This window comes from Tychonema sp. LEGE 07196 (assembly GCF_963890365.1).
Lineage (GTDB): Bacteria > Cyanobacteriota > Cyanobacteriia > Cyanobacteriales > Microcoleaceae > Microcoleus.
On record NZ_CAWPRX010000022.1, the window covers coordinates 1 to 26,079 of the forward strand.

23 protein-coding genes are annotated in these 26,079 nt (G+C 44.9%); 8 read left to right on the forward strand and 15 right to left on the reverse strand.

The genetic code is table 11. The features are described 5' to 3' along the window. Positions 1–145 precede the first annotated feature (145 nt). Positions 146–721: a pseudouridine synthase gene (locus AACV78_RS03115; RefSeq protein WP_194013090.1), complete on the reverse strand. Its 576-nt coding sequence runs from the start codon at positions 719–721 to the stop codon at positions 146–148. Positions 722–930: 209 nt separating this feature from the next. Between AACV78_RS03115 and wecB the strand changes: the two genes are divergently transcribed. Next, positions 931–2,043 carry a non-hydrolyzing UDP-N-acetylglucosamine 2-epimerase gene (gene wecB / locus AACV78_RS03120; RefSeq protein ID WP_194013089.1) on the forward strand — a complete coding sequence of 371 codons (1,113 nt, stop codon included), beginning with the start codon at positions 931–933 and terminating at the stop codon, positions 2,041–2,043. A 110-nt stretch (positions 2,044–2,153) separates the two neighbouring features. Here the strand turns inward: wecB and AACV78_RS03125 are convergent, their stop codons facing one another. The 3 genes from AACV78_RS03125 to AACV78_RS03135 all read right to left on the reverse strand — a co-directional run bounded on the left by AACV78_RS03125 (position 2,154) and on the right by AACV78_RS03135 (position 4,829). Further along, positions 2,154–3,413 carry a TPM domain-containing protein gene (locus AACV78_RS03125; RefSeq protein WP_194013088.1) on the reverse strand — a complete coding sequence of 420 codons (1,260 nt, stop codon included), beginning with the start codon at positions 3,411–3,413 and terminating at the stop codon, positions 2,154–2,156. 391 nt (positions 3,414–3,804) lie between these two features. Beyond that, complete coding sequence (locus AACV78_RS03130; RefSeq protein ID WP_228042578.1) at positions 3,805–4,323, reverse strand: hypothetical protein; 519 nt, start codon at positions 4,321–4,323, stop codon at positions 3,805–3,807. A gap of 8 nt (positions 4,324–4,331) precedes the next feature. Continuing rightward, entirely contained in the window at positions 4,332–4,829 is a 498-nt protein-coding gene (locus tag AACV78_RS03135; RefSeq protein ID WP_194010629.1) for a TIGR00725 family protein, read from the reverse strand. Positions 4,830–5,190: 361 nt separating this feature from the next. Between AACV78_RS03135 and AACV78_RS03140 the strand changes: the two genes are divergently transcribed. Next, positions 5,191–5,493 (forward strand): type II toxin-antitoxin system PemK/MazF family toxin, encoded by a 303-nt coding sequence (locus AACV78_RS03140; RefSeq protein ID WP_228042579.1) that lies wholly within the window; start codon positions 5,191–5,193, stop codon positions 5,491–5,493. Positions 5,494–5,612: 119 nt separating this feature from the next. On the opposite strand, the gene AACV78_RS03145 is transcribed toward AACV78_RS03140, so the two are convergent. From AACV78_RS03145 to AACV78_RS03160, 4 genes are all read right to left on the reverse strand, one after another. Continuing rightward, complete coding sequence (locus AACV78_RS03145; RefSeq protein WP_194010628.1) at positions 5,613–6,038, reverse strand: hypothetical protein; 426 nt, start codon at positions 6,036–6,038, stop codon at positions 5,613–5,615. 590 nt (positions 6,039–6,628) lie between these two features. Beyond that, entirely contained in the window at positions 6,629–7,030 is a 402-nt protein-coding gene (locus tag AACV78_RS03150; RefSeq protein ID WP_194010627.1) for a hypothetical protein, read from the reverse strand. A gap of 158 nt (positions 7,031–7,188) precedes the next feature. After that, positions 7,189–7,455: a DUF5615 family PIN-like protein gene (locus AACV78_RS03155; RefSeq protein ID WP_228042580.1), complete on the reverse strand. Its 267-nt coding sequence runs from the start codon at positions 7,453–7,455 to the stop codon at positions 7,189–7,191. Then, the gene (locus AACV78_RS03160) at positions 7,439–7,690 is read right to left on the reverse strand and encodes a DUF433 domain-containing protein (RefSeq protein WP_194010626.1); all 252 of its coding nucleotides are present in this window, start codon (positions 7,688–7,690) and stop codon (positions 7,439–7,441) included. The genes AACV78_RS03155 and AACV78_RS03160 overlap by 17 nt, the downstream gene beginning before the upstream one ends. A 261-nt stretch (positions 7,691–7,951) precedes the next feature. On the opposite strand from AACV78_RS03160, the gene AACV78_RS03165 reads away from it, so the two are divergent. Together AACV78_RS03165 and AACV78_RS03170 are read left to right on the forward strand one after the other, a co-directional pair. Beyond that, entirely contained in the window at positions 7,952–8,161 is a 210-nt protein-coding gene (locus AACV78_RS03165; protein ID WP_194010625.1) for a toxin-antitoxin system, antitoxin component, Xre family protein, read from the forward strand. Then, positions 8,148–8,492 carry a type II toxin-antitoxin system PemK/MazF family toxin gene (locus AACV78_RS03170; RefSeq protein ID WP_194010624.1) on the forward strand — a complete coding sequence of 115 codons (345 nt, stop codon included), beginning with the start codon at positions 8,148–8,150 and terminating at the stop codon, positions 8,490–8,492. Before AACV78_RS03165 ends, AACV78_RS03170 begins: the two co-directional genes overlap by 14 nt. Before the next feature lie 324 nt (positions 8,493–8,816). Here the strand turns inward: AACV78_RS03170 and AACV78_RS03175 are convergent, their stop codons facing one another. From AACV78_RS03175 to AACV78_RS03195, 5 genes are all read right to left on the reverse strand, one after another. Continuing rightward, positions 8,817–9,017: a hypothetical protein gene (locus AACV78_RS03175; RefSeq protein ID WP_194010623.1), complete on the reverse strand. Its 201-nt coding sequence runs from the start codon at positions 9,015–9,017 to the stop codon at positions 8,817–8,819. Beyond that, entirely contained in the window at positions 9,014–9,313 is a 300-nt protein-coding gene (locus AACV78_RS03180) for a BrnT family toxin (RefSeq protein WP_194010622.1), read from the reverse strand. The genes AACV78_RS03175 and AACV78_RS03180 overlap by 4 nt, the downstream gene beginning before the upstream one ends. Positions 9,314–9,637: 324 nt before the next feature. After that, entirely contained in the window at positions 9,638–14,092 is a 4,455-nt protein-coding gene (locus tag AACV78_RS03185; protein WP_194074377.1) for a S8 family serine peptidase, read from the reverse strand. A gap of 188 nt (positions 14,093–14,280) precedes the next feature. Continuing rightward, positions 14,281–14,433, reverse strand: a complete 153-nt coding sequence (locus AACV78_RS03190; protein ID WP_194010620.1) for a hypothetical protein — start codon at positions 14,431–14,433, stop codon at positions 14,281–14,283. Continuing rightward, on the reverse strand, positions 14,433–15,317 hold the full coding sequence (locus AACV78_RS03195) for a 4-hydroxybenzoate solanesyltransferase (protein ID WP_194010619.1): 885 nt from the start codon (positions 15,315–15,317) through the stop codon (positions 14,433–14,435). Before AACV78_RS03195 ends, AACV78_RS03190 begins: the two co-directional genes overlap by 1 nt. A gap of 218 nt (positions 15,318–15,535) precedes the next feature. Here AACV78_RS03195 and AACV78_RS03200 point away from each other — a divergent pair, with 218 nt between their 5' ends. Both AACV78_RS03200 and AACV78_RS03205 read left to right on the forward strand, forming a co-directional pair. Next, entirely contained in the window at positions 15,536–17,146 is a 1,611-nt protein-coding gene (locus tag AACV78_RS03200) for a Ppx/GppA phosphatase family protein (RefSeq protein WP_194010618.1), read from the forward strand. A gap of 182 nt (positions 17,147–17,328) precedes the next feature. Next, positions 17,329–18,762: a protein adenylyltransferase SelO gene (locus AACV78_RS03205; RefSeq protein WP_194010617.1), complete on the forward strand. Its 1,434-nt coding sequence runs from the start codon at positions 17,329–17,331 to the stop codon at positions 18,760–18,762. An 81-nt stretch (positions 18,763–18,843) separates the two neighbouring features. Here the strand turns inward: AACV78_RS03205 and AACV78_RS03210 are convergent, their stop codons facing one another. Further along, positions 18,844–21,030, reverse strand: a complete 2,187-nt coding sequence (locus AACV78_RS03210; RefSeq protein WP_228042583.1) for a serine/threonine-protein kinase — start codon at positions 21,028–21,030, stop codon at positions 18,844–18,846. Between the two features lie 366 nt (positions 21,031–21,396). Further along, entirely contained in the window at positions 21,397–23,598 is a 2,202-nt protein-coding gene (locus tag AACV78_RS03215; RefSeq protein ID WP_194010615.1) for a tetratricopeptide repeat protein, read from the reverse strand. A gap of 363 nt (positions 23,599–23,961) precedes the next feature. On the opposite strand from AACV78_RS03215, the gene AACV78_RS03220 reads away from it, so the two are divergent. Both AACV78_RS03220 and mnmE read left to right on the forward strand, forming a co-directional pair. Continuing rightward, the gene (locus AACV78_RS03220; RefSeq protein ID WP_194010614.1) at positions 23,962–24,177 is read left to right on the forward strand and encodes a hypothetical protein; all 216 of its coding nucleotides are present in this window, start codon (positions 23,962–23,964) and stop codon (positions 24,175–24,177) included. A 372-nt stretch (positions 24,178–24,549) separates the two neighbouring features. Next, a complete protein-coding gene (gene mnmE / locus AACV78_RS03225; protein WP_194010613.1) occupies positions 24,550–25,935 on the forward strand; it encodes a tRNA uridine-5-carboxymethylaminomethyl(34) synthesis GTPase MnmE in 1,386 nt (461 codons plus the stop codon). The last annotated feature ends 144 nt before the right edge of the window (positions 25,936–26,079 follow it).

The window sequence follows — 26,079 nt, forward strand, 5'->3', positions numbered from 1 at the left end:
CCCCAACCCTCCCCTCCCGCGGGGAGGGAGCAAGATTATTCTTGTTTTTCCCCTTAACAAGGGGGGACTTGCGGGGGGTAAATTTGACTGTTGACTGTTGATTGTTGACGGTTGACGGTTGACTGTTGACTGTAATTCTGCAAGCTCAAATCTCAAATCTCAAATCAGCTTGAGTTAATTCGCGCCATTCACCGGGTTTCAAGTCATTTAGTTGCAAATGCCCGATCGCACTTCTCACCAGCCGCAGCGTCGGAAACCCTACTGCTGCGGTCATCCGGCGCACTTGGCGGTTGCGGCCTTCTGTGAGAGTCATTTCCAGCCAAGCTGTGGGAATGTTTTTGCGAAATCGAATCGGGGGCTGGCGCGGCGGTAATTGGGGTTCTGCTGATAATAATTGCACTTTTGCCGATCGAGTCCGATAATCTTGAATTGTGACACCAGTTTGCAAAAGGGCGATCGCGGCTGCATCTGGAACCCGTTCCACCTGAACCAAGTAAGTGCGAGGATGAGCGAATTTTGGATCGCTGAGGCGGTGCTGCATTTGTCCGTCATCCGTTAACAGCAACAAACCTTCGCTATCGCGATCGAGCCTTCCCACTGCATAAACATCAGGAATCGGAATATAATCTTTCAGGGTACTCCGTTTAGTCTCGCTGGAATTGTCAGTAAACTGAGTTAAAACATCGTAAGGTTTGTAAAATAGAATGTAGCGATAGGGCATGACCAATTAAAAACTAAAAATGTACAAATAGTGCCACCAAAAACAATATAACTTCCAAAAAAACACCTTCTATCTCTCTTCTCTCCTCTGCGCCCTCTGCGCCCTCTGCGGTTCATGAAAAAAATAAATCTTATTCACCAACGATTCAAACCTGCTATAAAATATTCAGCCTTTAAGAGCTGCACAAATCTCAACTACCCAATTTTACCATGCCCGAAGCCACACACCGCGTTTGTATCGTCCTAGGAACTCGCCCGGAAGCGATCAAACTAGCCGCTGTAATTCAACTGTTCAAAAATTCACCAATCTTTGACACCCAAGTAATTTTAACCGGTCAGCACCGAGAAATGGTCGAGCAAGTAATGCAAATGTTCGACCTGAAAGCCGATCGCGATTTAGCAATTATGCAGCACCAGCAAACCCTAACCGACATTACATCCCGCAGCTTGCAGGGTTTAGAAGCTTGCTTTAAGGAATTGCAGCCAGAAATCGTATTAGTGCAGGGCGATACAACAACAGCATTTGCAGCAGCTTTAGCTGCATTTTACCAGAAAATACCAGTCGGTCACGTAGAAGCCGGATTGCGAACCGACGATTTGTTCAATCCCTATCCCGAAGAAGCTAACAGGCGGTTGATATCTCAGCTCACAAGGCTGCATTTTGCCCCAACAGCGCTGGCTGCAGAGAATTTAGGGCGATCGGGCGTTTTAGGAGAAATTCACCGTACAGGCAACACAGTAATCGACGCTTTGTTATCCGTCGCCAAACGCGAACCAGAATGCAAAATTCCCAACCTAGATTGGAGCAAACATCGCACCATTTTAGCAACAGTCCACCGCCGCGAAAATTGGGGAAAACCCTTAGCAGGAATTGCGCGAGCATTCATCCAAATCTTAGATAAATTTCCCGACACAGCCTTACTTTTACCACTGCACAAAAATCCCACCGTTCGGGAACCTTTAAAATCTCTTTTAGGCGACCATCCAAGAATCTTTTTAACCGAACCGTTGGACTACGCCGAATTAGTAGGAGCCATGCAGAGGAGTCATTTAATCCTCACAGATTCCGGCGGCTTGCAAGAAGAAGCACCGAGTTTGGGCAAGCCTGTTTTAGTATTGCGAGAAACCACAGAAAGACCCGAAGCAATTGCCGCCGGAACCGCTAAACTTGTCGGTACAAATCCTGATACAATTACCGCAGAAGCCACAGAATTGCTGAGTGATTCTGCCGCTTACGACGCAATGGCAATGGCAATTAATCCCTTTGGCGACGGCTTAGCAGCCTCCCGGATTTTAAAAATAGTTGAAGACTACTTTAGTTAACTAACCCCTGGCGAGTGGGACGGTGGAAACCGTAACTTCACAAACAAAGTCCCTGCAGACGGGGACTAATTTATGTTAAACAAAACTCGGTTTATGCCTCCATTCCCAAATTACCAATCCCCACCGCCACCGCCACTACTGGAGTCGCTGCTGCTGCTGTAGTCGCTGCTACTGCTGCTACTGTAATCGGCACCGGCACCGCCACCGGTGGATTCGCCACCGCCAAAGCTACTCCCGCAGTCGCTGCTGCTGTAATCGGCACCGGCACCGCCACCGGTGGATTCGCCACCGCCAAAGCTACCCCCGCAGTCGCTACTGTAATCGGCACCGGTGGATTCGCCACCGCCAAAGCTACTCCCGCAGTCGCTACTGTAATCGGCACCGGCACCGCCACCGGTGGATTCGCCACCGCCAAAGCTACCCCCGCAGTCGCTGTTGCTAATACTGTAGTCGCTGCTGTTGGTGCTGTAGTAGCCACCGCAATCATCACTGCTGATATTAATAATGTTGTAGCCAGCCCCACCGCAATAGTTGTGACTACTGCTGTAATTGCGATTGTTGCTGCTGTAGCGCGGATAACGGCGGTGGGAGGAGAAAGCAGATTTCCCAGAAAATAAGCTGCGAAATATCTTGAAGATAAAGAAGCAAGGTATAAAGAAGGTTATAAATGCTATGAATGCTATGAATAACAACGCAAGCAAGCCGTAGATTAGATTAGACGTATCTTCACCTGTAGATGTACTGCTGCTAATAACTGGCGATTGACTTGGTATTGGCGACAGTTTCACCTCTTGAGATGGTACGATTGGAGCTAAAGGCAGCGCAGTTTGAGATTGCACATTTGCGATCGGAGTTTGTAAAACATTAACTAACGCCGTTGTCCCCGCCAATGTACCCCCGTCAAAGTCCTGCTGTTTAAATCTGGGCGTAATTTCGGTTTTGATAATTCTCACTACCCGTGCATCGGGTAAAATGCTTTGAAGGCCAGAACCTGTTTCAATTTGAACGCGGCGTTCACCCGACGAAATCAACAATAAAACTCCGTTATTTTTACCTTTCTTGCCAATTCTCCAAAAGTTAAATAATTCTGTAGCAAATGCCTTGGGTGTCGCAGATGGTTTAGTATCAGGCACTGTCACAACAGCAATTTCCGAGCCATTTTTTGCCTCTAACTCTGCAATCATCTGATTTAGCTGAGTTTCTGTGCTGTCACTGAGAATATTCGCTTTATCTGTTACCCAAGTGTGATTTTGGCGAGGATTCGGTACTTCTTGTACTGTTATAGCTTGACTCGTTAGGGGAAATACAATTGCCGAGAAGCACAGCAAACTGGTAAAAATTATTTGTTTTTTCCTAGATTGTAATTGCATCGTTTCAGTCTCCTGAATAAGTGCCAATCAAAAAAATAAATAGATATGTCCGCCTAATTACAATTAAATAACCAGCTTGCTCTCGCGTCAATTCATATTATTCAGAAGTTTGATTCATAAAAGTCATATTTTTAGCGGTTTCCGCACCTTATACCAATTTCATAAAGTAGCGCTAGATATTAGCCCCCCCAACCCCCCCGCGATTTCGGGGGGAGCTAAAACTTCATCTATACCACATCTTTAGAAAAATGGTATTACAGTTCTACTCCTAGACGCAGGGGCGGCGAGAAACCGGGTTTTTAAGCAAAATAATTGCCCAAAACCCTCAATCTCGGTTCAAAAACCCGGTTTTTTAGTGGGCGAGTGCGATCGCCCACTAATTTAGATATATTTAAGGAGAAGGAAGTTGTGGCACAAAATTGCTGCTGCCTTTATAACCGGATAAAAGAGCAAGTTTTTCCAAAGATTGCCTGCCGGTGTAATATTTGCCCCGAATTTCCCAAGTGGGATAAGCTTGAATCTTCGCAGCTTTGCACAAATCCGGTTGAGCATTTTTTCCCCTGGGATCGCACTCAATGTAAGTAATCGCGGTAAATGCTTGTTTGCCGAAAAGTTCTTGTTGCGTGTGACAGTGAGGACACCAGTAAGCACCGTACATTTTAGCTTTGATAGTCTGCAAATGGGTTGCTAAAGCTATTTGATCCGGCGCGGATTCGCTAAGAATCGGGGGCGCTTCTGGTTCGGTAACAGGCTGTGCGGCAGGAGGTGGAGGGAGGGTTTGTGCTAAAGTTTGAGTGGATTGGTTGCTGAAGCTTAACTGTGCAATTCCTCCGTCTGCTTTGGTACTGCCGAAAATCCCCAGAGTTAGGAAAATTGCGATCGCACAAAAGTTGAATTTGCTTACTTTCATCTTGAATTTCATCTGGGATTTGCTAGGATTTCGCGAGCTTGATTCATAGCCTCTACAGCATTGTGTACCACAAAAATGTTATTTTTGCCTAAATCTTTAAAGAAAAGTTGACTTTCGGCGCTGTCGTTTAACAAGATAACTTGCTTGTGAGCTTTGATGGCGAGGGCAATTTCCGAAGCGGTACCCGCGCCCGTACCGCAGGCAATTATCACATCTGAAGAAAGAATATTAATGTTATTTCTGGCGTTTCCCATATCGGTGACAATGGCAATATCCACAGCTTCGGAAATGCCGCGAGTATCGTTTTCCGGAAGGATGCCGATTGTTAAACCGTTAGCTGATTTTGCACCTTTGTTGGCGGCATCCATCACGCCGACATTTCTACCGCCAGTTAGCAATATCCATCCAGCTTCGGCGATGAGTTGTCCGAGTTGATAGGCGTTTTCTAAGTCGGTTGATGTGGCACTTTCGCCTGGGCCCATGATGCCAATGATAGTTTTTTTCATGGTTTTAGAGTAAATAGGGTGTTATTAATACTTGCTAGTTTTTTGGCGCTATCTGCGAATGTATGTTATCATATAAATAGTGGTTTATTCAAAATATTTTTAACACAACTAACTTCCCTAATTTTCCTAGTATTTTTCCTATGAAAGAGCAAACATTTAAACTAGATGAATCTCAGATAAAATTTTTAGAACTCTGTCAAAACTATGGATTTAAAGATGCTAGTGAATTAGTTAGAATAGCGACTCAACGGTTGTAAATAGCGTTAGAAACGGAGCAGTTGAAAGAATCTGCGATGCTCTATGCAGAAGTTTATGCAGAAGATACAGACTTGCAAGAATTGACGGAATTAGGTTTAGAAGAATGGCTGAAGCTATAAAATTAAAACGCGGTTTAATTATTGAAGTTAATCTCGATCCAACGAAGGGTTCTGAAACGGGGAAAATTAGACCTTGTGTTGTTGTGACCAACAATACTTATAATGAGCGAGTTCCTGTAATCCAGGTTGTTCCAATTACTGCTTGGAGTGAAAAAAAAGCCAAGATTAAAAGTAATGTGGAGATTGAAGTTTCAGAAGCAAATGGATTAACCAAAAAAATCTATTGCAGATTGTTTGCAAACGCGGCCTATAGATTATTTTTTTCGCTTGGTGGATATCCGAGGTGAACTTGAGCCAGAGGTTTTACTAAAAATCGATCGAGCTCTCAGAATCGTGTTTGCTTTGTAATTTTCAAAATTTTTAAATAATAATCAATAGATTGCGAGGCGATCGGTATTTTTGGTACTTATGAACTGAGTGCTAAGGGTTGTTTGACCAATTGTTCGACAACTAGCGATCGACAAACAGCTTCAATTTTATTATTTCCACCAATTTCAAATAACAGATGCAGCCACTCATTAGGAGAAAGGGATAGATTTTCTAACCAAGGAGAGGGAGTAACTTGCTCCCAGCCGACGATTGTACCGAGGTTCGCAGGTTTTTCCTTTAACTCATCAGAATTGGGGTTGAGTTGTACATCCAGTCGAATGCAGGTTTTGAGAATAATGTTGAAAAATTGGTCATTGGTAGCAACTTCAGAAGTAGAATTAGTTGAATTGAGTTGCCAATAGTAGTTGAGATTGAGGACATAATCATAGGGAAATTGCCACCCCATCGATAGCAGTTCTGATTCGGTAAAATCGTATTGTTGCCAAATTTCTTCAAAGTTCATAGTCTGATAAATAAATGGGGTTAAGGGAGCAGAATAAAGTGTGTGTCTCCACGACTTCCGGGTTTTCCTGATGCGTTTAGGGGTTGTTCTGCGGGTGCGCCACCTCCTGGGCCATTGTAAACGCGAGCATAGGATGAAGCATCAGGTTGAGTCATAATTCTGACACTGTATTGAGTGTTTGGGCTTGTCCAAATTGTACCCGCACCGCTTTTTGATCCTCCTCTAGCTGGAGTGGATATCCAACCCGAAGCAGTAAGTTCTGTTTCGAGGGTGATTTTATCGATTCCACTGACAAGGAAATTAAGAACATCTGTGACAGTTAGGATGTTACCTGATGAGATAGTTCATGGAAGTTGGGTTTAGGGTGCGGGAATACTGAGAGAGCGAGATCCCTTCATGATTATAAAACGGGCGAGATCCCTTCTGAATTGTTAGAAAGGGATCTCCATCTTTTTTTACCGCAGATGGACGCAGATTAACGCGGATGTCAGAAAGAATATCGATTTTTTGATGAATTATGGGCGGCTTTTTGGATTTGGGTGAAAAAGGGATCTCGCCATGATTGATTGAGAAAGATTAAAAAATAGACATTAATTTTTCACTTCCTGAAAAATCTTATAATATTCGCAAATTATTTCAATAAAAATATCCCCTTCTAACCGAAAATAACTCAAAGCAGATAAATCTAAATTAGCAGAAAAATTGAAAGGATAGGACATGGAAGATAAGAAAGTTTCAGCATTTTCTTCAAGCTTTTTCAGTTCGACTTCTCCTACCCAAAAACAGTAATTTTCATCATCGGAATTGATGGGGCGAGAAATCACTAGGTGAAGAATGCGATCGAACTCGATCGCTACATCTCCCACTTCGGGGCCAAAGGTGAAGTCTAAACGCAAGCCAAGATTTTGAGGGCGAAGTGAAACCCCTACTAAATCGGCACTTTTTAAGTCTTCTAAAAAGGTTTTGAGGTTGAGTGCGAGATCGGTTGTCATAGAATCACTTTTCCTCCGGCAAGTAGAAGCGATCGCCTTTCTGGATTATCCTGAGAAAGGGATCGCTCAAAGACTAATGGAAACAACATCCCCAGCATCATTAATGCGAATTGCCGAACCTGCTGACAGGGACGATATCATAGTGCTAACTTGTCTCATCAAAGGTACAAGATGTCTGGTCTCGTACTGCTAGAATCTAAGACCACAATTCTAATAACATAACTTGCTAGATTTTGTTGATAGGGAAGATTTTTATCAGCCGTGATAAAAACCTCAAAAGGATGATTCTCGGATCTATCCAGAATTTCCCTGTCTTTTAGCCCTCTCCACCCCATGTCATAAACATTGCTGATTGAATGACCCTCGTCTAAGAAAGGCTGCTTCAGTTTTTGACTCAAGAGATTTTCATCAAGCAATATAAGCATTTGAATCACTTTCTAGCGAGAGCATCATCTTAGTGAGATTTTCTAGCACTTTAATTGCCTGACTTTCTAGGTAAGGAAAATCATTAATAAATTCTGCGAAACCGCTTTCACCTTCCAGGTAGTCGAAAAAAGTCTTTAAGGGAACGCGAGTTCCGACAAATACGGGGACACCGCTCATAATTTCTGGATCGCGGTGAATAATCCCTTTTCTTTGCAGTAATTCTTCTGTTTTCACGGGCTTTACTCCTTTATGTCAAAAGAAGTGGGCAAGTCTAGCTGTAACTGATGAGTAATTGTATCATAAATTTAGCAAAAGCGAGATCCTTTCTGAATCTGACCGATCGAGGGATCTGACTCTTCAAAAGGTAAGGGATCTCGCTCTTTTCGGTACTTATTAACTGAGTGCTAAGGGTTGTTTGACTAATTGTTTGATAACTAGCGATTGACGAAATATCAAATATATGCTAGTTTTTAATTAAAAAAAGTAGGATCTAACATGAGTGTCGCCCAAAACCCTGAAACAAAGCTGATGGAAAAAATCCGCAGTTTACCGCCAGATAAAATCACGGTATTAGAAGATTTTATCGACTTCCTATTAACGCGAAGTGAAGCTCGTCTTCTCGTTTATGCTGCGACTAAACTCTCAGAAGCAGCCTTTGCTAAAATTTGGGATAACCCAGAGGACGCGGAGTATGACGAGTTATAATTTTGGTGATGTGGTTTTAGTTCCGTTTCCTTTTACCGATCAAACTACAAATAAAAAACGTCCAGCAGTTGTGATTAGTTCTGACGTTTATAATGCAGAATATCCCGATCGCATTCTGATGGGTATAACTAGCCAAGTTGGCAGTAGTCCGAAAGTGTGTGATATTGTCATCACAGATTGGCGAGGGGCTGGGCTTCTAAAAGCTTCTATGATTAAGCCTGTGATTACGACAATTGAGAAGCAACTGATACTCAAAAAATTGGGCAGGCTTCAAGATGTAGATATCCAGTCTTTGAAAGAGGGATTGATTGGAATTATAGGTAATAATTGAGCGAGATCCCTTCTGAATTATTAGAAAGGGATCTCGATCTTTTTTGACCGCAGATGGACGCAGATTAACGCGGATGCAGGAAGGAATCTCGATCGTTGGATGAATTATGGGCGATCGGCTTTCTTAATTGCCCGGTAGGGACACGGCACTGCCGTGTCCTCCGAGCCCCTGGTAAGGAGACGGCAGTGCCGTGTCCCTACGATGGAAGGCGATCGCGAGTTCATTTCAAATAAAGAGCGATCGCGCTTTTTTGACCGCTTGTGAGATCCTTCCTACCGTCAGGACAAGCTTGACAAACACCCACAAGCCATTCCTCATTCCTTCCTACTCAATACTTTGAATTAATTTAATGTTATTCCTCAGCCATTCATTGACCAAAACTTGAACATCAATATTTTTATGTTCAGCAATTTTAGTCACAAACTGCTCGACATCAGCTTCGAGATAAATCGGATAATGAAACGTAGCATCAGGATTGTAAAACTTGCCTTGTTCTGCTTTAGCAAAATCATACTCAGATTTCATAATTTTCTCTGTTGATAAGTTTGTGTTTCAGTGAAAGTAGCTTTCCGAGCGGAAATAATCCGAATGATGCAGGAGGAGCTATCAGTTTGTTCAAAGGTATGAACAACAAGCCTGACAATGCCTGTTTCATCTAAACCTATCGTAATCCATCTGTCTTCATCTTGACTGTGTTCTTCATCATAGATTGTTAATTGATAAGAATCGCGGAAAATAGTTGAAGCTAAACGAAAGTTTAATTGATGCTTGCGAATATTTTGCTTTTCTTTGGCTATATTCCAATCAAAGTTATAATCCAAGGGTATCGATCGTGAAATTAATGTATAAGCAAATTATAGCATGACTTATGAGTTGATTCAATTCGGATAGTTGAAAAATAGTTGAAAAAGGGCGATCGCTCTTCAAAAAGAAAGGGCGATCGCCATGATTGATGAATTATGGGCGATCGGCCTTCTGGATTTGACAGAGAAAGGGCGAGCGCGACTTCATTTCATATCGAGGGCGAGCGCTCTTTTTTGATAGGGGAAAAAGGGCGAGCGCTTTTATTGTTGGTGAGAGTTAGCAGAGGGTGATCGTTCTTGTTTGATAAAGAACGAGCGCCGACAAGAATTAGTAAGAATCAACTAGCTATTCTTCCACAGCCAATATGCCTCAAGAGGACTCATTGTTGCTTTTCTGACTAGATTTTGATCCGCATTTGCGCTTACAGAACCATTTTTAGTTCCAACCGCTAGATGAAAGTGTGCATTGCTTCCCAGTTGACTCCCTACTGTACCAATTTGATCTCCAACTTTTACCTGGTCGCCTGGGTTCCGCTTACCTAGACTTTGTAAATGGCCATAGACCCATACCTTACCATTCTTATCTTCAACAGCAATGAAGTAGCCGTTGCTTGATGATTTTGTGTCATCTGTCCAAACAATTTTCCCATCTACCGCAGCTTTTACCGGATCTCCTGCTTTAGCCTTAAAATCAATTCCTGAATGCCACTTTCCGAAACGATTGTAGTAACTTTGGTCATACAAGTATCCTGCATTCATTTGTCGCTGACTGCCCAAGATTGATGTCGAAAGCTCGGCGTAAATTTGTTTAATTTCAACCGTACTTTCTCCATTACTTTGGTTTCCATCAAATCGGATATTATCCCCTGTTTGAGCATCCCACCAACTATCATCTTTTGAGAATTGAGGATAGTAACTCCCTGGAGAAACTGGTGGCGCTACATCCTTCCAAGATAGGTCGAAATTAGCATTTAAATCTCGGTCATAGAAAAGGGCAACAACACGATACTTACCGCTCTCTTTGGATTTGAATTCGTACTGTTTAGGGTTGCCGTACTGCTCTTGCCACCAACCGCTAGTATTTGGATTAATCGATGTATCTGTGATAGGAGTGATTAATTCCCACGCATCAGGCTTGTCAAGGGGTCTGGCAAATAACCGGAATCCGTCATCACCTCTGGCACTGAACTTGTACGTTTTATTAGCCTCAAAGTCCGCGTCGGTGTAGGTTTTGATTACGAAGTTGTCAGCGGGGAACTGAGAATTCCCATTAGGAGAACCCTTACCCCAATCAAATTTTAGCTCTTTTTTGCTGTTGGAGCCTAAATTGAAAGAACCAAGGAATTTCGATGTAGGAGTTGCATCGCTTAGCTTTCCGGGTGGCTGGAGTTCACTGCCTCGATCCCACTTATAAACCTCTGCTTTCCAATTTTTTGAGATATCAACGTAAGTGCTAGGAATTGGTGCAGGAGAAGACACATCTTTAACAAAAGACTCGAAAGCCTTAACCCCTCCAAAATCGACAGTAGCCACTTTGCTACCATTCCAAATCATAGAACCCTTTTCAAACACCTGCGTGATAACGCCGCTAATCTGTTCAACCTGATTTTGAAGTGGTTTACCCATCCGGCTTTCACCACCAATTTTCTGATATTCTTTGCCAATCTCTCCCACTATCTGAAATGGATTTGACACAGGAGGCGATGGCGGATTCTGAGTTTGTTTCTCTGGCAGATTTACCTCTACATATGGCTCACTACCATTAGCATTGGGGTAAAAATTCATTTTCAAGGTGTATGAATCTACCTTAGAGAGACTTCCCTTATCAACAGTCACTGTGTAAGTACCTGCTGGCAATTGACCCCCTGGTAGTGTATTTGCATTAGCAGGTTGAGAGCCAGCAGATTGTAAATAAATACCATTACCCTTCAGGGTTGCACTGCCTATGTTGAGTGTTCCGAATTGCAAAGGAGTCGGTTGATTCACGGTAAAAGTGTAGACATCTGATGGATTAGAATCATCTAGCGAACCGTGATAAAATGTCCGCCCGGATGTCTTTACCTGATTCCAATTTTGCGTCGCCCTTTCCATTGGCGTAACTTTCCCTTCTCCATCCCAAGTTATAGGCGTGATAAACGGTGAAGGCGTGTAACTTTGCGGCTTTGTATCCTTCGCCATTGCCACAGCTTTATTGAAATTCACCACCCCAAAACCCGTTTCCTGATCCCATCCGGGCTCCTTCAAATCGATCGCACTTCCAGTCAAAATATCAATGATTTGAGTAGGATTCAAATCGGGATTAGCCTCCCAAACCTTAGATGCCATCCCCGCAGCCTTAGCCGCCGATGCAGAAGTTCCCGACATCGTACCAATATCATCGCCAACAGTCGATAAAGTTGGATTGTCAATTGTTCCGCCCGGTACTAAAATATCCAAACCGTAGCCGTAGCTGGAATAATCCGATCGCCCAAATCCATCAGATGAACCAACCGTCAGAATATTCTCAAATTCCTGGGAAGATTGACCCAAAACAGACATCACACCGCCGTCATTTCCCGCCGCCACAACTAACAGCACTCCATTCTGACGCGCATTTTCTAATGCAGCACGTTCTCTGGGTGTAAACTCGTAACGAGTGGTAATGCTTCCGTCAGCATTCTTTTGAGTTAAATCGAGAGGCAAAAGGGCGATCGCATTCTTTTGCTTTTGTGCCTTCGCCTCACCCACAAAATCAGTTAAAGCTAAATCCCATTCGCCGGAACCAATTGCCCGACTTAGATAAACATTCGCCTTATCGTTGTAGCCGTCAACGCCTTTGTCGTTGCCTTGAATCGCACTCACTAAACCCCAGCTAAATGTGCCGTGTTCGTTACCAGTGCCAGTCGTAAACAAAGGATTGCTGTCCTTGTCAATGCGATCGCGCCCCATCGTCACTTTAGAGTAATCCAAATCGGGATTGTTCGGCGCAAATCCAGTATCGAAAATGCCGATAAATGCGCGATTTTCTGCAGGCGAACTAATCGGCAATACGGTTTCAATCGGCGGTTCGGAGTCGATCGCAGGCGGTTCTACGGGTAGTTTTGGTTCGATCGGGGGTGCAAGGGCGATCGGGCGTTCTACAGGCAATTTTTGCTCAACTGGTGGAATTGTTGCGGAGGGCGGTTCCACAGCCACGGGCGGAGTTGGCTCAACTGGTGGAATTGTTGCGGAGGGCGGTTCCACAGCCACGGGCGGAGTTGGCTCAACTGGTGGAATTGTTGCGGAGGGCGGTTCCACAGCCACTGGCGGAGTTGGCTCAACTGGTGGAATTGTTGCGGAGGGCGGCTCCACAGCCACTGGCGGAGTTGGCTCAACTGGTGGAATTGTTGCCATCGGCGGTTCCACAGCCACTGGCGGAGTTGGCTCAACTGGTGGAATTGTTGCCATCGGCGGTTCCACAGCCACTGGCGGAGTTGGCTCAACTGGTGGAATTGTTGCGGAGGGCGGTTCCACAGCCACGGGCGGAGTTGGCTCAACTGGTGGAATTGTTGCGGAGGGCGGTTCCACAGCCACTGGCGGTTCTAGCTCAACTGGTGGAATTGTTGCGGAGGGCGGTTCCACAGCCACTGGCGGTTCTAGCTCAACTGGTGGAATTGTTGCGGAGGGCGGTTCCACAGCCACTGGCGGAGTTGGCTCAACTGGTGGAATTGTTGCGGAGGGCGGTTCCACAGCCACTGGCGGAGTTGTCTCAACTGGTGGCGTTACAGCAACCGGCGGAGTTGTCTCAACTGGCGGCGTTACAGCAACCGGCGGTTCTTGCACCGGCTGCTTTGATGCGACATAATCGATGAGTTTTTTGCCGCCATCAAGTTTAGTCCAATCCTTAGCCGGATCGATAACTTTGTCGATCGACACTGCTTTGCCCGTCGCACCTGTTAAATTGAAAACCAAATCGTTGTAATCTTTATCAGAACCCGTATCAACCCGCTGATCTTCCATCGCAAATGCCTTACCTTTGCCAGTGACATCTGCTATTTGACCCGACAAAAAAGCATCATCTGGATTCAAGCTGGATAAGGACAGCAGCGGGCGTTTGTCACCGCCAGCACCGGGATTGTTAAACACATCTTGCACGGTACCGTTCGGCACCAGCATCACCGCAAATGCTTCTCCCGGTTTCATGAGAAATGTTTTCGGCCCGCTGTACTGTCCTCCGTTATAATTTTCTTCTCCTAAACTGCCGTTAAATAGCGGATTTGCGCCTTCTATGGGGTCAGAAATTACGACGTGACCGAATAAAGAATTGCTCAAAGCTCGTCTTGCTGATTCTTTGATAAATTCCTCGGAACGAGGATCGAAATTCTCCATTCCCTGCACGCTGAAAACGGCAACTTCACCTTGATAATTGCCGCCGTCGTGCAGCCAGTCAAAGCCAACTTGACCGGTTGAATCGGCTGTGAAAAAACCGGAGGTAACGCCTAAACCTGTGAGCGGATCGACTTTGCCGTCGGGTGTTAAACTAACTTGATAATTTGTATCGCGCGAAGGTGCAGAAATTTTGAGTGCATAATTTGTTGCACCTAAGTTATCGATGCTAAAAGTGCCGGAATTTGTGCCGTCGGTTTCGATGTCTTTGACGACTTTTCCCTGACTGTCGAGAAGCTGCATCCCGACAACGGAACTAAATCCTTCAGCGGTAACTCGAAAGCTGCCTGGATTTAGCCGATCGAAACGATAGGTGTCTGTGGGGTCAGTTTTGCCCGCAAAGTCGATCGAGAAATAGTTGTCCTTGAGATTGCCGATAGAAGTAGTAGACATGGCGCACCTCGATTAATCCGATAATTTGGGCTGACATTTATCTATCTGGAGTGCGTCGGAGTTTTTATGCGTTTTGTAATATAACTTCACACAGGGTGTGGGGCAAACTCGCATAACTTCCGCCGCTACTTATCTATCTGGAGTGCGTCGGAGTTTTTATGCGAAGTTTCTGTTTTTGTAATATAACTTTACATATAGGGTGCGATCGCCCGTAGGAGATGGCAGTGTTCGGACTTACCACGGGGCCCAGAAACCGGGTTTTTTACGAAAATACCCGTTACAACCCTCAGATTGGGTAAAAAACCCGGTTTCTTCGATCGCGCCGTGCGTAAGTCCTGCATTAAAAAATCTCCCCCACAATCATCCCCGCCAATATCACAAAACCCACCCAAACATTTTGGCGGAAAATTTGACCGTAAACGGGATTCGGAATGTCGGCCTTTCGCAGTTGACTGTACTGCAAAACCCACAAAATCGCTGCCGCACAAATTGCGATCCAAAAACCAATATGCAAATGTAAATTAATCCCCATTGCTGCTAACAAACCGACAGTTCCAACAAAGAAAAAACCCACAGCATTAGCGGCATTATCCCCGAAAAATATCGCGCTGGAATTCACACCCAAACGCAAATCATCTTCTCTGTCGCTCATCGCGTAAACTGTGTCAAATCCCATCGTCCACAACACGACTGCTCCCCACAGCAGCCAAGTTGCTATTTCTAATTGATTGACGGCCGCGCTCCAACTAATTAAAACTGCAAATCCCCAGGCTATTGATAATACTAATTGCGGTACTGGAAAGACTCTTTTTGCTAGGGGATAGCAGATAATTACTGGTACGGCGGCGACACACAGCCAGAAGCTTAAGGGATTGAGATAAAAGGCGAGAATCGCCGCGCTTGCTAAGGAAATTAAGGCAACTCCTATTCCTGTTTGTACGGTGAGGGCGCGGGATGCTAGGGGGCGCGATCGCGTTCTTTCGACTTCGGGATCGATATCGCGATCCCACAAGTCGTTGATCGCGCATCCCGCCGCACTCGTGGCTAAGGTGCCCAACACGATCGCGCCTACCAACGCTACTGGTGGCTTACCCTGTGCTGCTAAAAACACGGCCCAGAGGGCTGGTATCATTAAAATCAGCCTTCCTGCTGGTTTGTCCCACCTCAAAAGCTTTATGATGGTTAGTAATTTGGATTCGGTTGGGCGATCGGACTCTTGAAGCATTTTAATTCTAGATTTTAGATTTTTAACATTAAATGTTATCAAATTTTAGGCAAAATCACCTAAGATAGCGGTTCTCAACAAAGTGATGTATGTCCCCATGCCCTGCGCGGCCGATACCCGATGCCCGATGCCCTAATTCCCGATTTTTGCTGATTTCATAGGATGCCTAACTGGATTCGTGAAATAATCATAATATCTGTCAACCCCCATACACTCCAATGGTTAATTCAAGTGCTTCTGCGGAGTCAAATCGCATTATTGCTGCTATAGATATGGGTACTAACTCGTTTCACATGGTGGTGGCGCGGATCGATCCGAAATTACCCGCCTTTGCGATTATTGCTAGAGAAAAAGATACGGTTCGGTTAGGCGATTCCGAAGCAAAAACAGGCTGTTTAAAGGCTGAGGTTATGGAAAGGGCGATCGCCACTCTGAGCCGTTTTCTAGACATTGCTAAAACTTTCAACGCCGAACAAATTATCGCTGTGGCTACCAGTGCGATTCGAGAAGCTCCTAACGGGCGGGATTTTCTCAAACGAGTTGCTGACGAATTAGACCTGAATGTTAGCTTAATTTCCGGTCAGGAAGAAGCGCGGAGAATTTATCTCGGCGTGCTTTCGGGTATGGAATTCAACAATCAGTCCCAGGTAATTATTGATATTGGGGGCGGTTCTACCGAGTTAATTTTAGGAGATAGCTCGGAATCTCGCTGTCTCACCAGTACCAAAATCGGTGCTGTGCGCTTAACAAAAGAATTTGTTAAAACTGACCCGATTAGCAGAGAGGAGTTTGCCTATTTGCAAGCTTATATTCGGATTTCGCTCGAAAGACCGATCGACGAATTGCGAACTCAATTCAAGGCTGGCGAAACTCTGCGTTTAATTGGCACCGCTGGAACCATCGAAACTCTAGCAGCCATTAACGCTCGCGAAAAGCTGGGAACAGTTCCGAGTCCGTTGACTGGCTATCAATTAAGTCTAAAGGATTTGCGCGATTTAGTCAACCGTTTCCGCAAACTTTCTTACTCAGAAAGACTGGCAATTCCGGGAATGTCGGACAAGCGGGCAGAAATTATTCTCGCCGGCGCTTTGATTTTGCAGGAAGCGATGACACTATTAGGAATGGAATCGATCACTGTGTGCGATCGGTCTCTGAGAGAAGGCGTCATTGTTGACTGGATGCTGAGTCACGGGTTAATAGAAAACCGCTTGCGCTATCAAGGTTCAATCCGCCAGCGCAGCATTCTGCTGATGGCTGAAAAATATCAAGTCAATACAGAACAAAGCGAAAGAACCGCAGAATTTTCCCTCAAATTGTTCGACCAAACCCAAGGAATTTTACACAATTGGGGAACCGAAGAACGGGAGTTGCTGTGGGCCGCCGCGATTCTGCACAACTGCGGTTTGTACGTCAGTCATTCGGCGCACCACAAACATTCTTACTATTTAATTCGCAATGGTGAGTTATTGGGATACTCTGAAACAGAGATTGAAGTAATTGCTAATTTGGCTCGCTATCACCGGAAAAGCCCCCCGAAAAAGAAACATGATAATTTTGTAACCCTCCCCAAGAACTACCGAGATATCGTTAGTAAACTCCATCCTTTTCTGCGGCTGGCTGTAGCTTTAGACAGGCGGCAAATAGGCGCAATTGCTAATTTCAAAAGTGAACACCGCCCAGAAGTTCGAGAGTTTCACTTGCGGCTTCAACCGCTCGACTCCGAGGACGATTGCGCTTTGGAAATGTGGAGTTTGGATTACAAGAAACCGTGTTTTGAAGATGAGTACAATCTCAAATTGATAGCAACCTTGGAGAAAATATGCGGTTAAAAGTCATTAGTTGTTAGTTGTTAGTTATTGGTTATTGGTTATTGGTTATTGGTTATTGGTTATTTCTTACAAATTTCCAATTTCTAATTCTCAATTGTCAATAACAACTAACCAATAACAGCTAACAGTTAACAGTTAACAGTCAACAGTTAACAGTCAACAGTCAACAATCAAATACAAAGATGTCAAATCCCTTGCTTTCCCTCAACTACGAACCAGCCCTCGAATCCCTCGGCGGCGACTATTTTGATGAAGTCCCCGCAGCCGATTTCCCCCAACACATCCTCCGTTTTCGCAACGACAAATTATTGCCCGTATTGGGTTTAGATCCCGCACAAGTAACCGACCAACATTTCATCGAAGCCTTCGGTCAATTTCACTGCGTGCGTCCCTTTCTCGCACTCCGCTACCACGGCTATCAATTCAACGAATACAACCCGAATTTAGGCGACGGTAGAGGCTTTTTGTACGGTCAAGTTCGCGGTACTGACGGCAGACTTTATGACTTCGGGACTAAAGGTTCCGGCCGCACTCCCTACTCGCGGCACGCTGACGGTAGACTCACTCTCAAAGGGGGAATTCGCGAAGTTTTAGCCGCCGAAGCTTTGCACAGATTGGGAGTTCGGACATCTCGCTGTTTTAGTTTAGTTGAAACTGGGGATGCTTTGTGGCGGGGCGACGAACCCTCTCCCACGCGATCGTCCGTAATGGTTCGTTTTAGCCACTCTCATATCCGTTTTGGCACTTTTGAAAGACTACATTATATCCGCCGCCCGGATTTAACTAAAAAACTTTTAGATTTTGTAATTGAATATTACTATCCCGAACTGCATTTAGCAGCAAGCAATTCTGGTACTTCTTCCGAAGAAAAGTATGCGCTATTTTATGCAGAATTAGTGCAGCGTGTAGCCGAATTAGTCGCTCAGTGGATGGCTGCTGGTTTTTGTCACGCGGTGCTGAATACTGATAATATGTCGATTACTGGAGAAAGTTTTGATTACGGGCCTTTTGCTTTTATCCCAACTTACAAGCCGGAATTTACAGCAGCTTATTTCGATCACTACGGTCTTTATTGTTACGGAAATCAACCGTTTATTTGCAAGGGGAATTTAGAGAAGCTCCAGCAACCGCTAGCAGCGGCAATTCCTCAAGCTGATATGGATGCTGGTTTGGCAAAGTTTGGCGATTATTATAATGCAGCTTACCGCAAGTTGATGCTGAATAGATTGGGATTTGAGGATTTGCCAGAAGCTGATGGCGATGAGCTTTTGAAGCTGACAATTAAGATGCTGGCGGAGTCTCAAGTAGATTATCACGATTTCTTTTGGGAGTTGCGCCGACAGTTCGATCGCACTTGGCGAGATGATGCTAGTCTAATCTTTAGCGAGGCGGAACCAGCAGATTTGTTAGCACATTGGCGGGAGTTTTATTGTCACGTTTTGCAAAGTTTGTCGGCGGACGATATGGATAAAATGGTCCAGAGGTTGCGCCAGCACAATCCCGAACAATCGCTGTTGAGGCCGACGATTGAGGCTGTTTGGGAACCCATCGCTCTTGAGGATAATTGGCAACCTTTTTATGATTTGGTTGAGCGAATTCAAAATCCCGAAGGTTGATTTACAGGAATAAAAAAGGTTCGTAGTAGGGACTTTAGTCCTCAAAAAAGATAGGAATAAATTCCTTACTACGAACTAACATTATTTGATTTTTTCAATCTCAAATTGTGTGTCTTTGTAACCGCCGGTAAGTCCTTGATCGAGAAAGATTTTGCCCGCTTTTTCTAAGTCGCTAATTGCTCCTGCTTTGTCTCCCAAGGAGCGGCGAACCATTCCTCTACCGTAGTAAGCTGCTGCATAATTCGGATTCAGCCGAATGGCTTGCACATAATCGCCGATCGCACTATTGTAATTATTTAACTGCTGGTAAACCTTCGCCCGATTGGCGTAAGCTTCCGCATCGTTGGGATTGAGGCCGATTGCGGCAGTAAAATCTGCGATCGCCCCCTGGCTATCTCCCCCTGCGTGGTGAGCCAAACCGCGATTGCTCAAAGCATTATAATTGTTCGGATTTAGTGTCACCGCTTGGGTGCAATCGGCAATTGCTTTCGGATAATCCTTCAAATTTAAATAAGCAATGCAGCGATTGTTGTAAGGAACCCCATCTTCATCGCTCAGCGAAATCGCCTGAGTGCAATCGTCAATCGCCGCTTGATACGATCCCAAATTCAACTGCGTGCTGCAACGATTAGTGTAAGCATCTCCACTCTTGGGATCGATCGCAATTACCTGAGAATAATCCGCCAAAGCTCCCTGATAATCTCCAAGGTGAAAGCGAGCTCTCCCCCGACTGTAGAAAGCATCAACATTCTGAGCGTCGAGTTTAATTGCTTCAGTATAATCTCCGATCGCCCCCTGCAAATCTCCGCTCCCGGCGCGAGCCAGCCCCCGCGAATGATAAGCTTTAACAAGCTTCGGCTGCAACCGAATTGCTTCAGTAAAATCCTGAATAGCCATATTGTAATCTTGTAGTTCTAAATAGGTAATTCCTCTTTCATAATAGGTATCAACATCGTTGGGCTGGATCTTCAAAACCTGAGTATAATCCTCAATCGCCCCGCGCTTGTCGTTAAAATCGTTCCTGGCTAATCCCCGGTTAAAATAAGCCTTAAAATATTTAGGATTTAGGGCGATCGCCTGAGAATAATCGGCAATTGCTTCTTGATATTTTTTTAAATCGTAATTAGCATTGCCCCGCACATAAAAACTATCAGCATTGTTAGGATTTAATTGAATTGACTTATTGAAAGCTTCCAAAGCTGCCGCCGCATCTTGATTGCGAGACTTTTCTACTCCCAGTTCGTAATATTCCTTAGCTTTAATCGGATTCGGGCGGCTGCAATAACTCAACAGAAATACCAGAGATATTGCCCCGAATCCAGCCAAAATCAGCCACCAAAACCGAGGGCCAAAACGTGATGCAAAACTATCAACAGAGCGTAAACTATTAGGAGCCCTACTTTTCTGTTGAGCTGTATGAGGTTCTTGGCGATGCGTCAGCTTGCTGAGAGCCGCCAAAACGTCCTCAGCCGATTGATAGCGTTTGCCAAATTGGTGACAGACCATTTTGTCAATTATATTTGCCAATCCCGGAGAACATTGAGCTCGGTTGCGCCAAACAATTTCCCCGGTGTGAGAAGGACTCGGATCTTGCAACTTTGGCAAATCGGTACCGGGTAAACCCGTGATAGCTTGGATTGCCATCATCCCTACGGCATAGAGATCGCTGCTAAATTGGGGGTTGCCTTGAAATTGCTCGATCGGCATATAAGCCGGAGTCCCCGTCGCAATGGTGCGCGGAAATTCTGTATCGAAATCGATGACGTGATTCGCAACTTCTTTAACTGAACCGAAGTCAATTAAAACTAATTTGCTGTCTGGTTTGCGGCGGATTAAGTTGGAGGGATTAACGTCGCGGTGAATCACTCCCTGAGAGTGTACGAAGGCGAGAAGTTGTAATATTTCTTCCAACAACGACAGCACCCGTTCTTCCCGCCAAGGTTGACCGGCAACAATTTCCCGATTTAGGGCGTGTCCTGGCACAAACTCTTCTACCAGGTAGAATTGATTGCTTTCTTCAAAATAAGCGAGCAAAAATGGAATTTGATCGTGTTTTCCTAGCTTTTCTAATATTTCTGCTTCTTGTTTAAATAAGCGGTAAGCTGTTTTGAGAACTGCGGAAGTGTTGCTGGGAGGACGAAGTTGTTTTACTACACATTGAGGGTGGCCAGGTCGGCGAGTATCGACAGCTAAATAAGTTTGTCCAAAAGCTCCTGAACTGAGAATTTGCACTACGCGATAACGCCTATCTAAAAGTTGACCAACCATGTTCATATCGATATTTGATAATTGGTAATTGGGATTTGGAAATTGGGAGTTTATCGCGGGTAATTGGTAATTTGGAGTTGGTGATTGGGAATTGCTGATTGGTGATTTTGCCTTTTTCTTTTTTTCTGCCTCATTCTTCATTGTTGGTTGTTCCTGATAACTAATGACTGATGACTGATGACTGTTAACTGTTAGTTGTTATTGGGAATTGAGAATTGGGCTCTAGCGTTGTGGAGGGATTGGAAATTCGTAGCAAGTAACCAATAACCAATAACCAATAACCAATAACCAATAACCAATAACCAATAACAACTAACCAATTTCCACCAACTAATGACTACTGACTAATGACTACTGACTAATAGTTTATTTAGGGTCGTTTATTTGTGCTTGTGCGTTTTGGAAACCATCGGCTCTTCCTTGTTCTAGAAACAGTGTTGCAGCTTTCTGAAAATCTTCGATCGCCCCAGCCCGATCTTTGAGTTGGCGGCGCACGAGGCCCCGGCTGTAAAAAGCAGTAGCATTGTTGGGGTTGAGCCGCAGCGACTGAGCGAAATCCTCAACCGCTAAAGGGTAATTTTTTTGTTCTGAGTACAGGCTACCGCGATTGCTGTATGCTACGGCATCGCTGGGATTGAGCCCAATTGCGCGGGTAAAATCTTCCACAGCCCCGAGTTTGTCTCCCGAAGCCGATCGAGCTAATCCTCGATTGCTGTATGCTTTGGGATTGTTGCTGTTAAGTCCGATCGCCAAACTGCAATCTTCAGCAGCCTTTTGAAATTGTTTTAAATTTAGATAAGCAATGCAGCGGTTGTTGTAAGCTGCTTCATCTTTGGGATCGAGATTAATTGCGCGGGTGCAATCTTCAATCGCTTTGTCGTAGGTTGCCAAATTTAAGTAAGCGCTGCACCGATTGGTATAAGCATCAGCTTGTTCTGGTTCCAATTCGATCGCCTTAGTATAATCTTCCATCGCTCCTTGATAATCTGCCAGATTAAAGCGCGATCGACCGCGACTGTAGTAAACGCTAGCTTGTTTGGGGCTAATTTGAATCGCTTGGGTAAAATCTGCCATTGCTCCAGTTTTGTCCCCAGAGGCCGATCGAGCTAAACCCCGATTGCTGTAAGCTACAGCATCGTTGGGAGTGAGCCGAATTGCTTGAGTGTAGTCTTCAATGGCCGTGCGGTAGTCAGCCAAATCGTAGTAGACTAAACCCCGCTGAGAGTATGCCTCACTGTCGCTCGGACTCAGCCGCAATACTTGGGTAAAATCCTCCACGGCCCCCCGCTTGTCGCCTGTGTCGAGGCGCGCCAAACCTCGATTATAGATGGCTTTGGTGTGGTTCGGATTAACTTTAATTGCTTGCGTATAATCTGCCTTTGCTTGCTCTGTCGCACCCATGTCGTAGCGAGCATTAGCCCGCTTGTAGAAAGTTTCGGCATCGCCAGCATTGAGGGCGATGGCTTGAGTATAATCGGCGATCGCGCCTGTTTTGTCACCTTGTTGTGCCTTAGCCACGCCGCGGGCGAAGAATTCTTTCGCCCTCGCCGGACTTTTAATATGTCCGAAGTACATGATGACTGCTGTCAAGATCGAAGCGGAGACTATTGCAGCCAACAGCAGCAGTTTAGTAGGGCGCTGGATGGGCGGTTTACTCCTAGGCTTGGTGATGATGGTGGCTGGTGATGGAAGGGCATCCCATTTTACGGCGATTTGTTTGATGTCTGCCAAAACTTCGGCTGCTTCGTGATAGCGTTCTTCTTTGTCGGAGCGCACCATTCGATCGATAATACGTGTTAGAGTCGCCGAACAAGTTGCCCGATTGTGCCACGGAATCTCGCCTTTTTTGTTGTTTCTCAGGGCGCTGAGTTCCTTGGGTGAGAGTCCCGTTACCGCAAGCTGGGCGATCGTACCTAGAGCGTAGATGTCGCTATTGTAGTGGGGGTTGCCTTGCGATTGCTCGATCGGCACGTACAAAGCCTGCACCGCCAACTCCTGTTTTTTTCCCAAAGGCGATTTAACAGACTTCGGCGGAGTTTGCGCCCACAAATCACAATTAATAAGTTCCGGGTTAATTTCTTTGTCTAAGCTAAAGTCAACCAACACAAATTTTCCGTCTGACTCGCGCCGGATAACTCTGTCTGGTTGAATTCTGCGGTGAATAAAGCCCTTGGAATGGATGAACGCCAAAATTTCTAATATCGATGATAGCAAAGTAATTACTTCATCTTCTTGCCAAGGTTCACCCGCGATCAATTCTTGACTCAAAGGTGAACCGACAATAAATTCTTCAATTAAGTATAAACTTTGATTTTCCTCAAAATACGCCAATAATTCGGGAATTTTGTCGTGTTTACCCAATTCCTCAATTATTTCTGCGTTTCTTTGAAATATAACTTTGACTAATTCGGGAGTTTGCGAACTTGTGCCGGGAAGCCGCATTTCTCTAACCGTGCATTGCGGATACCCGGGACGGTGAGTATCTGCTGCTAAATAAGTTTTTCCCACCTCACTTGAGTCTGTGACTTTAATGATGCGGTAACGTCTGTCTAGAAGTTGACCAATCATGCTCTGCCCTCTACCCTGTCAATGTTCCATTATCGCATGAAATCAGGATAGCTCACTGTGGTGTCAAACTTTTAGCTATTGATTCCGGTGTGCCAGGCAGCCGAAGAAATCGCCAGTAGTAGGACTACAGGTGCTGGCAATTTAAAGAAAGGCTATGGCCGCAACTTTGAGCCTTGTCTGAATTTGAGCAGTCCTGGACGCAGTGTTAAAAGCCGGGATGCAGTATTTCGGTAAAAAACCAATTTCTGCGTCGAGGACTATAGCATTAAGATTAGTCCCAGTCTGATGCCCGTATCGGTTGACTGTAGATGCAAACCGTGAACTTATAGTATAATTTAGTAACCGAGCAACAGATGACTTAAAATGAACGTACAACTGGTTGACTCCCTAATTCAAGTTATCTTATCTCTCTCTGCAGACGAGCAATTAGCGATTACGGACAAATTACTAGAAAACATCCCTTATCCTTCGACTCAGGAACTTATGCAGTTTGCTCAAAACGGTGGCTGTTTTGATTTTTTGCAGGACGAACCTGATATTTATACGATCGAAGATGGAGAACCTATTGCGCGATCCTAAAAAAAGGAGATATTGTATTAGTACAATTTCCATTTACTGACTTGAGTCAGATGAAATTGCGTCCTGCTTTAGTGCTGTGTGCTATCTCAATTCCTGATGAAGTTACTGTATGCTTTATTTCCTCTCAAAATGTTGCAAGATTAAATAATTAAGAGTTTGCTCTTAATGTGGAAGATATAGAATTTCCTGCAACTGGATTGCGAGTATCATCTAAAGTTAGAGTAACTCGAATAGCTACCCTCCAACGCAGATTAATTATCCGACGATAGGGTGAATTAGAAAATCTCTATATACAGCAATTAAATGCCTCTATAATCGAGGCATTGCAGATAGGGCGATCGAGATAATTATTGAACTATAGAGCAATTAAAAATGGCTGAATCACTAACAAAAGGAGGAACGATCGCAGCGATCGCCACCGCCATAGTTCCCCAACAAGGCAGCGTCGCCATTGTGCGACTTTCCGGTTCCGCAGCCTTAAAAATTGCGGAAACTCTGTTTCGCGCCCCAGGAAAGCAAATTTGGGAGTCTCACCGCATTCTTTACGGCCACATCCGCCACCCAAAAACTCAAGAATTAGTCGATGAAGTTTTGCTGTTAATCATGAAAGCGCCGCGTTCTTTCACCCGCGAAGATGTGGTGGAATTTCACTGTCACGGCGGGATTATGGCAGTTCAACAAGTTTTGCAGTTGTGTTTGGAAAGCGGGGCGAGATTGGCGCAGCCGGGAGAGTTTTCGCTGCGGGCTTTTTTGAACGGGAGGCTCGATTTAACTCAGGCTGAAAGTATTTCAGATTTGGTGGGAGCAAAATCTCCCGCTGCTGCACAAAGTGCTTTAGCTGGTTTGCAAGGAAAATTAGCGCAGCCAATTCGCAAATTAAGAACAACTTGTTTGGATTTGCTGGCAGAAATTGAGGCGAGAATTGATTTTGAGGAAGATTTGCCGCCTTTAAATGAAGCTAAAACTTGCTGGGAAATAAATCATGTTTTGGCGGAACTGTCAACAATTTTGGCGACGGCAGATCGCGGTGAATTGTTGAGAAGTGGTTTGAAAGTGGCGATTGTCGGGCGGCCGAATGTGGGAAAGTCGAGTTTGTTGAATGCGTGGAGTAAGTGCGATCGGGCGATCGTCACAGATTTGCCGGGTACGACGCGGGATGTGGTAGAATCGCAGCTAGTTGTGGGCGGCATTCCGGTGCAGGTGCTCGATACTGCCGGCATTCGAGAAACTGAAGACAAGGTAGAAAAAATTGGCGTAGAGCGATCGCGCGCTGCAGCAAAACAAGCTGATTTAGTATTATTGACAATTGACGCAGAATCTGGTTGGACAGAGGGCGATTCGGAAATTTACGAACAAGTAAAGCACCGCCAGCTAATTATAATCATCAACAAAATCGACCTAGTAAAAACCATCCCCGAACTACCTTTTTCCTCGGAAATTCACCCTGCAGTTACCGCATCTGCTGCCCTAGATCGAGGCATAGAAGACTTAGAAACAGCCATCTTAGATGCCGTCAGCCGGGGAAATTTGCAAGCAGCAAACTCCGATTTAGCAATCAATCAGCGGCAAGCAGCAGCCTTAACCAAAGCCAAAATTTCTCTGGAACAGTGCACGGATACTATTAGCAACAAATTGCCTTTAGATTTTTGGACAATAGATTTGCGCGGAGCAATTCAAGCCTTGGGGGAAGTTACGGGCGAAGAAGTGACAGAATCAGTGCTAGACAGAATATTTAGCAAGTTTTGCATTGGGAAATAGTAACTATCGAAGATTTATCTAAGACTTACGCATCAAGCCAAAGAAACCCGGTTTCTGGGCTGCTCGCCGAGACTTAAGAAACCGGGTTTCTTGCTAAGTTTATCGTTACTCAACATAAAAATTCGTAGAAACCCGGTTTCTGGA

Coding starts and splice junctions, on each gene's coding strand:
- AACV78_RS03115 (WP_194013090.1), bottom strand. CDS start 721: ATGCCCTATCGCTACATTCTATTTTACAAACCTTACGATGTTTTAACT.
- wecB (WP_194013089.1), top strand. CDS start 931: ATGCCCGAAGCCACACACCGCGTTTGTATCGTCCTAGGAACTCGCCCG.
- AACV78_RS03125 (WP_194013088.1), bottom strand. CDS start 3,413: ATGCAATTACAATCTAGGAAAAAACAAATAATTTTTACCAGTTTGCTG.
- AACV78_RS03130 (WP_228042578.1), bottom strand. CDS start 4,323: ATGAAAGTAAGCAAATTCAACTTTTGTGCGATCGCAATTTTCCTAACT.
- AACV78_RS03135 (WP_194010629.1), bottom strand. CDS start 4,829: ATGAAAAAAACTATCATTGGCATCATGGGCCCAGGCGAAAGTGCCACA.
- AACV78_RS03140 (WP_228042579.1), top strand. CDS start 5,191: ATGGCTGAAGCTATAAAATTAAAACGCGGTTTAATTATTGAAGTTAAT.
- AACV78_RS03145 (WP_194010628.1), bottom strand. CDS start 6,038: ATGAACTTTGAAGAAATTTGGCAACAATACGATTTTACCGAATCAGAA.
- AACV78_RS03150 (WP_194010627.1), bottom strand. CDS start 7,030: ATGACAACCGATCTCGCACTCAACCTCAAAACCTTTTTAGAAGACTTA.
- AACV78_RS03155 (WP_228042580.1), bottom strand. CDS start 7,455: ATGCTTATATTGCTTGATGAAAATCTCTTGAGTCAAAAACTGAAGCAG.
- AACV78_RS03165 (WP_194010625.1), top strand. CDS start 7,952: ATGAGTGTCGCCCAAAACCCTGAAACAAAGCTGATGGAAAAAATCCGC.
- AACV78_RS03170 (WP_194010624.1), top strand. CDS start 8,148: ATGACGAGTTATAATTTTGGTGATGTGGTTTTAGTTCCGTTTCCTTTT.
- AACV78_RS03175 (WP_194010623.1), bottom strand. CDS start 9,017: ATGAAATCTGAGTATGATTTTGCTAAAGCAGAACAAGGCAAGTTTTAC.
- AACV78_RS03185 (WP_194074377.1), bottom strand. CDS start 14,092: ATGTCTACTACTTCTATCGGCAATCTCAAGGACAACTATTTCTCGATC.
- AACV78_RS03190 (WP_194010620.1), bottom strand. CDS start 14,433: ATGCAGGACTTACGCACGGCGCGATCGAAGAAACCGGGTTTTTTACCC.
- AACV78_RS03195 (WP_194010619.1), bottom strand. CDS start 15,317: ATGCTTCAAGAGTCCGATCGCCCAACCGAATCCAAATTACTAACCATC.
- AACV78_RS03200 (WP_194010618.1), top strand. CDS start 15,536: ATGGTTAATTCAAGTGCTTCTGCGGAGTCAAATCGCATTATTGCTGCT.
- AACV78_RS03205 (WP_194010617.1), top strand. CDS start 17,329: ATGTCAAATCCCTTGCTTTCCCTCAACTACGAACCAGCCCTCGAATCC.
- AACV78_RS03210 (WP_228042583.1), bottom strand. CDS start 21,030: ATGGTTGGTCAACTTTTAGATAGGCGTTATCGCGTAGTGCAAATTCTC.
- AACV78_RS03215 (WP_194010615.1), bottom strand. CDS start 23,598: ATGATTGGTCAACTTCTAGACAGACGTTACCGCATCATTAAAGTCACA.
- AACV78_RS03220 (WP_194010614.1), top strand. CDS start 23,962: ATGAACGTACAACTGGTTGACTCCCTAATTCAAGTTATCTTATCTCTC.
- mnmE (WP_194010613.1), top strand. CDS start 24,550: ATGGCTGAATCACTAACAAAAGGAGGAACGATCGCAGCGATCGCCACC.